At 59.6% G+C, this 12303-nt stretch carries 13 protein-coding genes; 8 read left to right on the forward strand and 5 right to left on the reverse strand.

Going from position 1 to position 12303, the window contains the following annotated elements; translation table 11 throughout:
• Nucleotides 1–17 precede the first annotated feature (17 nt).
• Nucleotides 18–401, forward strand: coding sequence for a hypothetical protein (locus ACXAET_RS14590; protein ID WP_475186543.1), 384 nt, complete (start codon nt 18–20; stop codon nt 399–401).
• On the opposite strand, the gene ACXAET_RS14595 is transcribed toward ACXAET_RS14590, so the two are convergent.
• Together ACXAET_RS14595 and ACXAET_RS14600 are read right to left on the reverse strand one after the other, a co-directional pair.
• The gene (locus tag ACXAET_RS14595) at nt 402–1499 is read right to left on the reverse strand and encodes a cystathionine gamma-lyase (RefSeq protein WP_475186544.1); all 1098 of its coding nucleotides are present in this window, start codon (nt 1497–1499) and stop codon (nt 402–404) included.
• A 3-nt stretch (nt 1500–1502) separates the two neighbouring features.
• Nucleotides 1503–2345, reverse strand: a complete 843-nt coding sequence (locus tag ACXAET_RS14600; protein WP_475186547.1) for an LOG family protein — start codon at nt 2343–2345, stop codon at nt 1503–1505.
• Between the two features lie 79 nt (nt 2346–2424).
• Here ACXAET_RS14600 and ACXAET_RS14605 point away from each other — a divergent pair, with 79 nt between their 5' ends.
• Nucleotides 2425–3342, forward strand: coding sequence for a threonine/serine dehydratase (locus ACXAET_RS14605; protein WP_475186549.1), 918 nt, complete (start codon nt 2425–2427; stop codon nt 3340–3342).
• 108 nt (nt 3343–3450) lie between these two features.
• A complete protein-coding gene (gene dapD, locus ACXAET_RS14610; protein WP_475186550.1) occupies nt 3451–4278 on the forward strand; it encodes a 2,3,4,5-tetrahydropyridine-2,6-dicarboxylate N-succinyltransferase in 828 nt (275 codons plus the stop codon).
• Between the two features lie 60 nt (nt 4279–4338).
• On the opposite strand, the gene ACXAET_RS14615 is transcribed toward dapD, so the two are convergent.
• Nucleotides 4339–4674, reverse strand: coding sequence for a cupin domain-containing protein (locus tag ACXAET_RS14615; protein WP_224891027.1), 336 nt, complete (start codon nt 4672–4674; stop codon nt 4339–4341).
• Between the two features lie 113 nt (nt 4675–4787).
• Here ACXAET_RS14615 and ACXAET_RS14620 point away from each other — a divergent pair, with 113 nt between their 5' ends.
• On the forward strand, nt 4788–5132 hold the full coding sequence (locus ACXAET_RS14620) for a hypothetical protein (RefSeq protein ID WP_082677473.1): 345 nt from the start codon (nt 4788–4790) through the stop codon (nt 5130–5132).
• Here ACXAET_RS14620 and ACXAET_RS14625 read toward each other — a convergent pair.
• On the reverse strand, nt 5129–6187 hold the full coding sequence (locus ACXAET_RS14625) for a transporter substrate-binding domain-containing protein (protein WP_475186554.1): 1059 nt from the start codon (nt 6185–6187) through the stop codon (nt 5129–5131). The genes ACXAET_RS14620 and ACXAET_RS14625 overlap by 4 nt on opposite strands.
• Before the next feature lie 208 nt (nt 6188–6395).
• On the opposite strand from ACXAET_RS14625, the gene dapE reads away from it, so the two are divergent.
• The 3 genes from dapE to rnr are packed head-to-tail and all read left to right on the forward strand — an operon-like array spanning nt 6396 to nt 10420.
• Nucleotides 6396–7535: a succinyl-diaminopimelate desuccinylase gene (gene dapE / locus ACXAET_RS14630; RefSeq protein ID WP_475186557.1), complete on the forward strand. Its 1140-nt coding sequence runs from the start codon at nt 6396–6398 to the stop codon at nt 7533–7535.
• A gap of 3 nt (nt 7536–7538) precedes the next feature.
• On the forward strand, nt 7539–8114 hold the full coding sequence (locus tag ACXAET_RS14635) for a TIGR04282 family arsenosugar biosynthesis glycosyltransferase (protein WP_475186559.1): 576 nt from the start codon (nt 7539–7541) through the stop codon (nt 8112–8114).
• 47 nt (nt 8115–8161) lie between these two features.
• A complete protein-coding gene (gene rnr, locus ACXAET_RS14640) occupies nt 8162–10420 on the forward strand; it encodes a ribonuclease R (RefSeq protein ID WP_475186561.1) in 2259 nt (752 codons plus the stop codon).
• 227 nt (nt 10421–10647) lie between these two features.
• On the opposite strand, the gene ACXAET_RS14645 is transcribed toward rnr, so the two are convergent.
• Nucleotides 10648–10797, reverse strand: a complete 150-nt coding sequence (locus tag ACXAET_RS14645; protein WP_475186564.1) for a hypothetical protein — start codon at nt 10795–10797, stop codon at nt 10648–10650.
• Between the two features lie 111 nt (nt 10798–10908).
• Here ACXAET_RS14645 and ACXAET_RS14650 point away from each other — a divergent pair, with 111 nt between their 5' ends.
• On the forward strand, nt 10909–12207 hold the full coding sequence (locus ACXAET_RS14650; RefSeq protein ID WP_475186567.1) for a lytic murein transglycosylase: 1299 nt from the start codon (nt 10909–10911) through the stop codon (nt 12205–12207).
• Nucleotides 12208–12303 lie beyond the last annotated feature (96 nt).

A 12303-nucleotide genomic window follows, 5' to 3' on the forward strand; every position in this document is an offset into this window, starting at 1 on the left:
GTTGACGGAGATCCCCAATGACGCGCAGACTCAAGTCTATTCTGGCCCTGCTGGCCGGCAATGCCATCGGGTTGTTGCTTGCTGCGCTGTTGCTGCCGGAATTCGCGATAAAGCCAATCTCGTTCATAGTTGTCGTGATTGTCTTCACGCTGGTGCAATGGATCGCCGAGCCGGTGATCCTGAAACTGGGTGAGAAAAAAGCACCCGCGATCAAGGGCGGTATCGCGTTGATCGTGACATTCATCGGCCTGTTGGTGACTGATCTGATCACGAATGGGCTGACAGTCGGTGGAATTTCCAATCTGCTGGCGGCGACGCTGTTGGTCTGGCTGGGCGCGTTGGTCGCCAGTGTTGTGCTACCGATCTATGTGTTCAAGGAACTGCGTGAGCCGAAGAAATAACTACAGCGCGTTCAGGCTGTCCTCGATCGCTTGCCATAGCTCTTCCACCGGTTCACAGCCCACCGACAGGCGGATGAAGGCAGGGTCAACATCATCGCCCCACCGCGCGCGGCGCTCTGCCGAACTGTGGACGCCACCGAAGGATGTCGCGGGGCGTAGCATCGGGCAGGTGTTTATGAAGGTTTCAGCCTTTTCCTCTGACCCCAGCGTGATCGACAGCAAGAAGCCAAAGTGCGTGGTTTGGGCCTTGGCCAGGGTGTATGATGGATCATCGGGCAGTCCAGGGTAGCGGATTTGGCCTACCGCCGGGTGCTCTGCCAACCGTTCCGCCAGAACTTGAGCGGACGCACACATGCGGTCAAACCGAACATCCAGCGTTTCAAGCCCGCGATGCAGCAGCCACGCCTCATGCGGTCCGGGGATCGCACCCGAAACTTTCCGCCATTCCTCTACCCGCTCCATGATTCGCGGGTTGCGGCTGGCGACGTGACCCATCAGCAGGTCGGAATGCCCGCCCATGGCCTTTGTGTCCGAGGCCACCACAATATCGATACCCATATCCAGCGACCGTTGGCCCAGCGGGGTTAGGGTCGTATTGTCGGCAATCGTAATTCCCCCCGCCGCACGCACCGCTGCGGCGATGGCGGGCAAGTCCATCATATCCAGCCCGGGGTTCGATGGGCTTTCGACAAAGACCACGTCGAATCCGTCAAATCCACCGTCGGCAAACGTGGTGGTCGGGCGTTCAGTGACCGAGATGCCCAGATTGCTCAGAAACCTGTCGGCCAGAACCCGCGTCACGTAGTAGCCGTCCGACGGGATAAGAATACTGGACCCGGCCTTCACAGTTGCGAACAACGCCGCTGAAATCGCCGCCATGCCGGATGGGAAGGTCAGGCAGGGCGCGTTTTCAAGATGGGCCAGTACATGTTCCAGATGCTGCCACGTAGGGTTGTCGACCCGGCCATAGGTGGACAAGCCATCCGGCGCGCCGGGAAGGTGGTACATGCTGCTTTGGACAAGCGGCAGCGCCACCGGTTCACCCTGTTTCAGTGCATTGCCACGCAGATGCAGCATTTCTCCGGTCTTCGAAGTCATTCTTCAACGCCCCGGAATTTCGTCGCGGGCTGGGGCGGGGTCCCAGTTCTCGATAATGTCGACCGCCTGTTGCGCGGTATCCACGAAACGGAACAGATCAAGGTCTTCGGCCGAGATGGTGCCGGCGTCGGCCAGCGCCTCCCAATTGATGACCTTTTCCCAGAACGCGCGCCCGAACAGCAGGAAAGGTACGCGTTCCATCCGGCCGGTCTGGATTAGAGTAAGGGACTCGAAAAGTTCATCCATCGTGCCGAAGCCACCGGGAAAGATGGTAATGGCACGGGCGCGCATCAGGAAATGCATCTTGCGGATGGCGAAATAGTGGAAATTGAAGCTCAGCTCGGGCGTCACGTATAGGTTCGGTGCCTGTTCATGCGGCAACACGATATTCAACCCGATTGAACAACCGCCCGCATCGCTTGCGCCCCGGTTTCCGGCCTCCATCACACCGGGGCCGCCGCCGGTGACGATGACGTTCTCGCGGCAGCCGGTCGCGTTGGATTTCTCGGTCATCAGCCGGGCAAACTCACGCGCCTCATCGTAATACTGCGACAGGCTGGCCAGCGTTTCGGTTCGGGCCGTGTGTTTCTGCGACGGCTCGGGAATGCGCGCCCCGCCGAACATGACGATGGTTGACGTGATCTCACGCTCGGACATGATCATCTCGGGTTTCAGCAATTCCAGCTGCAGGCGCACGGGCCGTAATTCTTCGCGGCACAGGAAATCGTCATCCGCGAAGGCAAGGCGATAGGAAGATGAGCGCGTCTGCGGCGTGTCCGGAACCTCGCTCGCGGTTGAGCGGTCTGTCTGTGCGTCGCGGAAAGGGCTGAGGCGATCTTCTTTCATAGGTGACAGTTCCCTGCTTGCGTGTCCCGCAAACAGCTATAGGGTTCGCGCGCAGAGCGCCAGTCACGGAAGAACAAGAATGAATTGGAAGAGCGAAATTTCAGCAGCGGCAGATCGGATTGCCGGGTATGCACAGGTGACACCGGTCATGGAAAGCCACGCATTGGGGCTGGACTATCCTGTCGAGATAAAGCTGGAACACATGCAACATACCGGCAGTTTCAAGGCGCGCGGGGCGTTTAACACGCTGCTCAGCCTTGATGTGCCAAAGGCGGGTGTTGTTGCGGCGTCAGGCGGCAACCATGGGGCGGCAGCAGCTTTTGCGGCGCGGGCCTTGGGATATCCGGCCAAGATTTTTGTGCCAGAGATGGCCGGGTCCTCAAAGATTGCCCTGATAGAACGGACAGGCGCTGATCTGAGTGTTGTCCAGGGCGAATACGCAAATGCGCTGACCGAAGCCCAGGCCCATGAAAAGGCAACAGGCGCGATGCAAATTCATGCATACGATGCACCGGCAACCGTGGCCGGACAGGGCACCTGTTTCGCTGAGTGGGAGGCGCAAGGGCTTCAGGCGGATACCGTGCTGGTCGCTGTCGGCGGCGGTGGTCTGATCTCGGGCGCGCTGGCGTGGTTGCAGGGCGCGCGCAAGGTTGTGGCGGTTGAACCTCAAACCTCCTGCGCGCTGAACGCTGCTTTGCAAGCAGGAGAACCGGTAGATGTTTCCGTCTCGGGCATCGCAGCCAACGCGCTGGGCGCGCGGCGGATCGGGTCAATCTGCTTTGGATTGGCGCAGGGGATGACCTCAGTTCTGGTAACTGACGAGGCCATCGCCGAGGCCCAGAAGTTGCTGTGGCGGGCCCATCGAATTCTGGTGGAACCTGCGGGGGCCGCGGCCCTGGCCGCTCTGACGTCGGGAGCTTATCAGCCCGCAAACGGGGAACGTGTGGCGGTGCTGGTTTGTGGTGGCAATATCTCACCCGATCCGCTGAGCGACTGAATACACACACATCAGCCGCAAAGCACGCGTTCAGCGTCGCATTGCGGCCAGTCCTTCGCTTGCGTATAGGCAACACCAACGTGAACAGATTCTGCAGGGAGCCGCCAAATGTCCAACGCGCAACTGGAAGCCGCCATCGAAGCCGCCTGGGAGGCGCGCGATACGATCACCCCCGCCACCACTGGGGAACAGCGTGAAGCAATCGAAGATACGCTGAACGCGCTGGACAGCGGGTCGCTGCGCGTGGCCGAGAAATTGGACAACGGCGACTGGCACGTAAATCAGTGGGCCAAGAAGGCGGTTCTGTTGGGCTTTCGCATCAAGGACATGGAAATCCAATCAGGTGGTCCGCAGGATGGCGGCTGGTGGGACAAGGTGGACAGCAAGTTCGCTGGTTGGGGTGAAAACCAGTGGCGCGCTGCCGGCTTCCGCGCCGTGCCGAACTGCGTGGTGCGCAAATCGGCCTTTATCGCGCCGGGCGTGGTGCTGATGCCCTCGTTTGTGAACTTGGGTGCTTATGTCGACGAAGGGACCATGGTCGATACCTGGGCCACCGTTGGCTCCTGTGCTCAGATCGGGAAGAACGTGCACCTTTCAGGCGGCGTCGGTATCGGTGGTGTGCTTGAGCCGATGCAGGCCGGTCCGACCATCATCGAAGACAACTGCTTTATCGGTGCCCGGTCCGAGGTGGTCGAAGGCTGTATCGTCCGCGAAGGCTCGGTTCTGGGTATGGGCGTCTTTATTGGCAAGTCGACCAAGATCGTCGACCGCGAAACCGGTGAGGTCACGTATGGTGAAGTGCCGCCCTACTCGGTGGTGGTGGCGGGATCAATGCCATCCAAGAACAACATCAACCTCTATTGCGCCGTGATCGTGAAGCGGGTGGACGAAAAGACGCGTTCAAAAACCGCAATCAACGATTTGCTGCGCGACTAAGCCCAGAGCGTTCAGGAAACGGGGCTGTAGCCGTGCGCTACGGCCCCTTTTTTTGCGCCTCTATCCTTTTATCGGATAGCGGTCAGCCTCTTCAAACGCATCAATGACCCGCGTGCCGGCCTTGATCCGTCCGCCATGTTCAACGCCGGACGGAATCGAATAGCTGTCGCCCGGTCGATAGGTTTTGGTCACGCCGCCGATGGTCAACTCAACCTCCCCTTCGATCACGGTGCCCCATTGCGCCTTATGCGCATGCGCGGGCAGTTCGAAGTCCTTCAGGAAGGTGAAGAATGCGACCAGACCGGCATCCGACCGGATCACCGCAGTTTGCACCGTATCCTCGGGGAAAGGCACGTCGAGGCTGGGAAACTGGGTGATGAAATCCGGAAAGGGCATGGAAACGTCCTGTGTGGTTCGAGGTTGCTTTGCTGGCACTATGGCGTCGAAGCTGCGGCCCCGCAATTCCCGACTGCTTGACCGGGGGCGGACGCGCGGATATGGCCCCGTGCATGGAAAAGCAAAAGAAACCTTCCCGTCAACAAGTCTATACCCTGCTGGTACAGATCGGTCGGAAAGAGGGCGATGGCCTGCCCGAAGGCGCGACCGGGGCGGCGTTGATGTGTTTCGCCAGCGGCGTCGATGAGGCCGAGGCCGTGCGCGAAACGGTGGCGATCCTCAAGCAAGCCGACACTGCGCCGCTGGATGTGACAGGGTATGGCACCCTGGCTGAACGTGAAGCGCAGGGGCATGACATCGACCCTGATGAGCGGGCACTGATGCAACGGGCGTTGGACGAGAACGCGGTTATCGTTGCGCAGATGACGCCGTTTTACGGGGATGAGGCACAGGCCTAGTTCCGCGCCCCGAACCATTTGCGGTAAATCTCTTCATAGGTTCCGTCTTCACGCAGCGACAGCAACGCCTGATTGACGTCCTCGACCAGGGGCGATCCGGTTGGGAAGGCGATCCCATAGCTTTCGCGCAGAAAGACGCCACCGGTCATCGTGGCGATCCGGCGCCCCTCGTGCGCGGCGTAATAGGACAGAATCGGCGCGTCGAAGACCACGGCGTCCAGATCTTTGTCCTCGAAAGCGGTCAGCAATTCTTCGAGGCCGGGATATCCGGTGAACTCGATCTCGCGCCGGTTCAGGAAGTTTGCCGCAGTTGAGTCCGAGATCGTACCGACCTGTTTGCCGTACAGGTCGTTCACAGAATTCACACTGCCGCTGATCGCGTCCACCGTCATGACCGAGGTGATCCGCGCGGTGAAAACCGACACGATAAACAACGATGACACCACAAGGATAACACCCAGCAGGCGACCAAAGGGGGTGCGCGGCATGCGCTCCTCGAACCCGCCGTTCACCACAAGGTTCAAAGCCCACCAGAACGAGGGGAACCACGCCTCATCCAGCTTTCGGTCAAAGTAAGGCTGTGCCCTGCGTTCGAACATCCACATCAACATGCCGCCGCCCAGCAGGATGGCAAACGCCAGGCCGATGGCGATGAACAATTCGCGTGACAACAGCGCCTGCAGCAGGGAAGGCCGCCGTGCGGCGTCGGACGGGACCATGATCTGCAAACCGGCCTCAAAGATCGGTTGGCTGAAGTCCATCTGCGTCTCACGCGCGGCGGTAATCGAAATATTGGCGATGGCAAGATCAGCGGACCCCTGCCGCACTGCGTCCAGCATGTCACCGAACCCTTCGACCCTGTTCACTGCAAAGTCCCAGTCCAGTGCCTGTGCCAGCACCGTGAGCAAGTCTATGGAAAACCCGGTCTGAGCCCCGTCTTCGACATAAGAGAACGGAGTGCGGGTCACCGTAGCGACATTCAGTGTCTGCGCCTGACCTTGCAGTGCAATAACAGTGCAAGCTAGGCAGATAAGGGCAAAAAGGGCGCGTTTCATAGTCAGTTACCTGTTTCGCGCGGCTCTAACGCAAATGTGAACGTTGCGGCAAGGTGGTCGCGGGGTAAAGGCTCGTGTTTTATTGGTGTGTCAAATTGAAATAAGGGGAAAAAAGCCTTTGGATTTGAGGGTGCAGGGGTTGGCAATCGGGCCAATTCGTTGAATCTGTGCGCGAACCAGCGTGCAAACGAAACAAAGAGGCGCGACCATGACCGATCCCGTTCAACTGACTGCGGACCTGATCCGTTGCCCATCGGTCACACCCGAGGAAGGCGGCGCTTTGGTTTTGCTGGGAAATATTCTGGGTGCGGCCGGGTTTGAGTGTACCCGCGTTGACCGTGGCGGCATCAGCAACCTGTTTGCGCGCTGGGGTGAAAAAGGCCATGCGCGCAGTTTTGGGTTCAACGGCCACACCGATGTTGTGCCGGTTGGGGATGACGCCGCCTGGACCATGCCACCTTTCGGGGCGGAAATTCGCGATGGTGTGATGTTTGGGCGCGGGACCACCGATATGAAATCCGGCGTGGCGGCTTTTGTTGCCGCGGCTGTCGATTTCGTCCGCGATACACCGCCGGATGGCGCGGTCATTCTGGCGATCACCGGCGATGAGGAAGGTGATGCCATTGACGGCACAACTGCATTGCTGGACTACATGGACAGTACGAATGAGCGCATGTCGGTCTGCCTTGTTGGTGAGCCGACTTGCCCAGATACGATGGGTGAGATGATGAAGATCGGGCGGCGCGGTTCAATGACCGCGTGGTTCACGGTAACGGGCGTACAAGGTCATTCTGCCTATCCGCATAGGGCCAAGAACCCCCTGCCCGCCATGGCGCAGTTGATGCACCAGCTGGCAAGTCACAGGTTGGATCAGGGCTCGGATCATTTCGATGCTTCGACATTGGCGGTTGTGACGGTCGACACCGGAAACACGGCAACCAACGTGATCCCAGCGCAATGTCGTGGGACGGTGAATATCCGTTTCAACGATCTGCATTCCGGAGCAAGCCTGAGTGAGTGGCTGCAGGCCGAGGCTGCCGCTGTCGCCAAGGCTCATGACGTTGAGATTGACGTAAAGATAAAAATCTCGGGCGAAAGCTTTCTGACCCCACCCGGACCCCTGTCCGATCTTGTGGCGCAGGCGGTTGAGGCGGAAACCGGTATCCGGCCCGAACTCTCCACCACCGGCGGCACCTCGGATGCGCGCTTTGTGAAAAATCACTGTCCGGTGGTCGAGTTCGGATTGGTTGGCAAGACAATGCATCAGGTGGATGAATGCGTTGAAGTGGCCCAGATCGAGCAGCTCAAGGCGATCTACACGCGTATTCTGCGGGACTATTTCACCTGAATCATGCAGCGCACACTGGTCATCATGGTGAAAGAGCCGCGTCCGGGCCGTGTCAAAACGCGCTTGGGCCGCGATATCGGAATGGTCGGTGCAGCGTGGTGGTTCCGCCACCAAACACGCGCCCTGATCCGGCGGCTGCGGGACCCGCGCTGGCAAATCGTGTTGGCGGTGTCGCCGGATCGCGAGGGGATGACCAGCCGTATCTGGCCCGCCGACCTACCGCGCGCGGCGCAGGGGAGCGGCGATCTGGGTGATCGTATGCGGCGGATGTTGCGGGGCATGCCAAAAGGACCTGTCTGCCTGATCGGAGCGGACATACCTGGCATAACGCGCGGACATATCGCCCGGGCGTTCAAGGCTTTGGGCAGGGAACAGATGGTGTTTGGCCCCGCACCGGACGGGGGATACTGGCTGGTTGGTGCACAGCGATACGGTGCGTTGCCTTCAAGCTTGTTCAACAAGGTCCGCTGGTCGACCGAATATGCACTTGGCGATACGCTCGCTTCGGTTCCGGGTACGCGCGTAGCCTTGCTGGATCAGTTGCGCGATGTCGACACGGTTGCCGATCTTAAGCACTGATCCTTTTTGGTCATGACGCGGTCGCGTCCCCGTGCTAGGCCAATTCCATGACACGCATCCCCACCAAGCAGGAGGTCCTTGATTGGATCTCGGCGAACCCCACCCTGACCTCGAAACGCGATATCGCCAAGGCCTTCGGCATCAAGGGCGCGGATCGGATTGATCTGAAGCGTGTGCTCAAAGAGCTTGAGGCCGAAGGGCATCTGGAAAAGCGCAAGCGCAGCTACCGTGACCCGGACCGCCTGCCACCGGTTAGCGTATTGCAGGTCAAGGCTCCGAATGAGGATGGCGACCTGTTCGCGCGCCCGCTGGAATGGCATGGCGAAGGGGTCGAGCCGATTGTTCTGATTGTCGCGCGCGCCAGTGACCCGGCGTTGGGCGAAGGCGACCGCATTCTGGCGCGCCTGACAGTGGTGCACGAAGCCGACCACAATTACGAGGCCCGCCTGATCCGCCGTATCGGGACCAATCCTCGAAAGATCGTCGGCATCTTTCGCAAAGGGGCCGAGGGCGGCCGGATTGTGCCTATCGATAAGGCGGGTTCGACCGAATGGCTCGTGCAGGATGGCGCAGTACTTGGGGCCAAGGATGGTGAATTGGTCGAGGCCGAACAGGCCGGACCCAAGAACCGCATGGGCCTGCCGCGCGCGCGTATCGTCGAACGGCTGGGTGATCCCACGGCCCCCAAGGCTGTATCGCTGATCGCGATCCATCAACACGGTATCCCCGACGACTTCCCCGACACAGTTATTGCCGAGGCCGATAAGGCCAAACCTGTTGGCCTGAAAGGGCGCGAAGACTTGCGGGACATGCCGCTGCTGACCATAGACCCGTCGGACGCGCGGGATCATGACGACGCGTGTTATGCCCATGCGGATGATGATCCGAAAAATCCAGGCGGCCATGTGATCTGGGTCGCCATTGCCGATGTTGCCGCCTATGTATTGCCCGGCAGCGCGCTGGACCGCGAGGCGCGTAAACGCGGCAACTCCAGCTATTTTCCTGACCGTGTAGTGCCTATGCTGCCCGATCGTCTTTCGGGCGATCTATGCTCACTGCACGAAGGAGTTCCACGCGCCTGTATCGCTGTTCGGATCCAGATCGACGCCGAGGGCAACAAGATCGGCCACCGCTTTGTGCGCGGCCTTATGCGCTCTGCCGCGTCGCTGAACTATGCCGAGGTGCAAGAGGCCATCGACGGCACCCCTAACGACCGTACCGGACCGTTGTTAGAGCCTGTTCTTAAACCGCTCTATGCCGCCTATGCCGCACTGAAAAAGGCGCGCGCGGTTCGTCAACCGCTGGACCTTGACTTGCCGGAACGCAAGATTGTTCTCAGTGAAACGGGCAAGGTGACAAGCGTGGCTTTCCGCGAACGTCTTGATGCGCATAAACTGATCGAGGAATTCATGATCCTCGCCAATGTTGCTGCTGCCGAGACCCTGATCGCCCAGCGTCGCCCGCTGCTGTTCCGCGTGCATGAAGAGCCCGCGCCCGAGAAACTGGAAAGCCTGCGGGAAACCGCCCAGGCGGCGGGGCTAAATCTGGCCAAGGGGCAGGTATTGCAAACCCGTCACCTGAACGCGCTTTTGAATGCCGCGGCGGGGACCGAAGATGCCGAACTGATCAACCTAACCACCCTTCGATCAATGGCGCAGGCTTATTATAACCCTGAGAATTTCGGCCATTTCGGGCTGGCGCTGCGAAGCTATGCGCACTTTACCTCGCCCATTCGCCGCTATGCCGACCTTGTCGTGCACCGGGCGCTGATCTCCGCTCATGGCTGGGGCAAGGACGGGTTGACAGAAGATGAAATCGCCAGGCTGGAAGAGACGGCCACCCATATCTCGGATACGGAACGTCGCTCAATGATGGCGGAACGTGATACGACCGACCGTTATCTGGCGGCCTATCTCAGCGAACGGGTGGGCAATGAATTTACAGGCAGGATCAGCGGCATAGCCCGCTTTGGCGCATTTGTGAAGATGGATGAGACCGGTGCGGATGGGTTGGTTCCCGTGCGGTCTTTGGGGCGTGAGTATTTCCATTTCGATCGCGAAGCCGGAACGCTTATGGGGTCGGACACCGGGCTGATCATCGCCATTGGCCAGCGTGTTACCGTCCGTCTGACCGAGGCGACGCCTGTCACTGGTGGGCTGGAACTTGAACTGCTCTCGATTGACGACCAAGCCTTACCACGTGGACGCGGACCAAAGGGGCGGCCAACGCGGCGCAAGGCAGTCAGCACCAAGCGCAAGAAGGACAAGATTAAGCGCAAGGTCGAGCGCAAACGCCGTCAGAGGTGATAGGTTAGCGCACGCGCAATCAGCCAGCCGTGGCGCGTTGGGTCGATTTGGGCGGGGTCGTCAAACAAAACAGCCCGATTGCCGTCTATTCGGTCCTCGCCCGGAAAGGCCGATGTGAATTCACCAATCAACCGACTTTGGCAATGCACGAGTAATGCAAAACACGCGGATTTATGCGTGCTGATCCGGATCGTCGATCCCTTGGGGGCCAGATAGGCCGGTTGGCCTCAGCGCAATGCCTCTTGCAAAGGGTGGGCTTGAGGCAGGGACGCTGCAGTGTCAAATATCAACTCACGCAAGATCATCGCGCCAGCGCGGGCGTCGTTTGGCAGGGCTTCGTAAGCTGCTGCGACTTTGGGATCGTCAAACGGTGTCATGACAGCAGCTTAGCCCGTATTGCCAGACGCGTCAGAAGTTTCAACCTCAGTGCTTTGTGAATCTCGCATTTTGCGCTATCCTGACCTTGAGCAGTAATCAGGAATTTCGGAATGCGTAAATGCACAAGTGGCATCATAGCCGCTGCATTATGGGCATCCATTTTGCAGGCGGAAACCATCCATCAACCGGGTGAATTGACCTCTATTCAACTGGCCTCGGCAGATGTGACAGTGTCCATCAGATCAGTCGTGCGGCCATCAGCGAAGGAGTACCGGGTGTCGACCGAAGGAAACGCGCGGTTCCAGGCGTGGCTAGGGGCGTTTCGCGAACGTGCGGGTCAGCAGGGCATTTCACACGCGACACTGGACCGGGCGCTGGCGGGCCTGACCTACGACAAAAAGGTCATCGAACGGGATCGCAACCAGGCCGAGTTTTCCAAACCCATCTGGGAATATCTGGACACGGCTGTTTCAGATAGGCGAATAGCGAACGGACGCGCCGGGTTGGAGCGACATGACAGGATACTGACGCAGATTGAGGCGCGTTATGGCGTCGAGAAAGAGGTTGTGACCGCGATTTGGGGGCTTGAAACCTCATTCGGAACATTCCGGGGCAATGATCACACGATCCGGTCGCTGGCGACACTGGCCTTTGATGCGCGGCGGTCTCAGTTTTTCGAAGCGCAACTGATCGCGGCGCTACAGATCATTCAAGCCGGCGATGTCAGCCCCCGCAATATGGTCGGCAGCTGGGCCGGTGCGATGGGACACACGCAATTCATGCCCACCTCATACCTGGATCATGCGGTGGATTTCGACGGTGACGGGCGGCGCGATATCTGGTCCGAGGACCCAACGGATGCGCTGGCCTCCGCCGCTGCATATCTGGCGCGGCATGGTTGGACCAAGGGTCAGCCCTGGGGGGTCGAGGTGCGGCTGCCCAAGGGGTTCGACTTTGCCACGGCCAAGCGGGACTATACCCTTTTGCCATCAGACTGGGCGGCGCGCGGGGTGGTTGGGCGCAACGGAAAACCGATCCCTGACCACGGGCGGGCCGCCATCCTGCTGCCTGCAGGCGGGCAGGGCGTTGCATTGATGATCTTTGACAATTTCGGGGTCATTGAGAAATACAATGGCGCGGACGCTTACGTCATTGGAATTGGGCACCTGTCAGACCGTCTGGCTGGCCGCGCACCATTTAAGGGCGATTGGCCACGCGGTGATCGGGTGCTGAGTTTCACCGAAAAAAAGGAACTGCAAACCCGCCTGACCCAGGCCGGATTTGATACGCTGGGCATTGACGGGCGCAACGGCCCAAACACGATCAACGCCGTGCGGGAATATCAGCTGGCGCAAGGTCTGCTGCCAGACGGATACGCGAGTTTGAAGCTTTTGGAGCGGCTGCGTTAAAGAATGAGGTATCTCGCAAGCGAGACCCTTGTCTAAGGTGCGGTGCTGCCACTGATAGTCAGCGCCCCGCGAACGGGTTTTGGAACGTGGCGGGGT

It is taken from the genome of Ruegeria sp. AWH4_226, from assembly GCF_056159225.1.

Excerpts from the sequence above, each read along its gene's own strand:
- ACXAET_RS14625 (WP_475186554.1), bottom strand. The coding sequence starts at position 6,187 with ATGAAACGCGCCCTTTTTGCCCTTATCTGCCTAGCTTGCACTGTTATT.
- dapE (WP_475186557.1), top strand. The coding sequence starts at position 6,396 with ATGACCGATCCCGTTCAACTGACTGCGGACCTGATCCGTTGCCCATCG.
- ACXAET_RS14615 (WP_224891027.1), bottom strand. The coding sequence starts at position 4,674 with ATGCCCTTTCCGGATTTCATCACCCAGTTTCCCAGCCTCGACGTGCCT.
- ACXAET_RS14590 (WP_475186543.1), top strand. The coding sequence starts at position 18 with ATGACGCGCAGACTCAAGTCTATTCTGGCCCTGCTGGCCGGCAATGCC.
- ACXAET_RS14650 (WP_475186567.1), top strand. The coding sequence starts at position 10,909 with ATGCGTAAATGCACAAGTGGCATCATAGCCGCTGCATTATGGGCATCC.
- ACXAET_RS14595 (WP_475186544.1), bottom strand. The coding sequence starts at position 1,499 with ATGACTTCGAAGACCGGAGAAATGCTGCATCTGCGTGGCAATGCACTG.
- rnr (WP_475186561.1), top strand. The coding sequence starts at position 8,162 with ATGACACGCATCCCCACCAAGCAGGAGGTCCTTGATTGGATCTCGGCG.
- dapD (WP_475186550.1), top strand. The coding sequence starts at position 3,451 with ATGTCCAACGCGCAACTGGAAGCCGCCATCGAAGCCGCCTGGGAGGCG.
- ACXAET_RS14635 (WP_475186559.1), top strand. The coding sequence starts at position 7,539 with ATGCAGCGCACACTGGTCATCATGGTGAAAGAGCCGCGTCCGGGCCGT.
- ACXAET_RS14645 (WP_475186564.1), bottom strand. The coding sequence starts at position 10,797 with ATGACACCGTTTGACGATCCCAAAGTCGCAGCAGCTTACGAAGCCCTG.
- ACXAET_RS14620 (WP_082677473.1), top strand. The coding sequence starts at position 4,788 with ATGGAAAAGCAAAAGAAACCTTCCCGTCAACAAGTCTATACCCTGCTG.
- ACXAET_RS14600 (WP_475186547.1), bottom strand. The coding sequence starts at position 2,345 with ATGAAAGAAGATCGCCTCAGCCCTTTCCGCGACGCACAGACAGACCGC.
- ACXAET_RS14605 (WP_475186549.1), top strand. The coding sequence starts at position 2,425 with ATGAATTGGAAGAGCGAAATTTCAGCAGCGGCAGATCGGATTGCCGGG.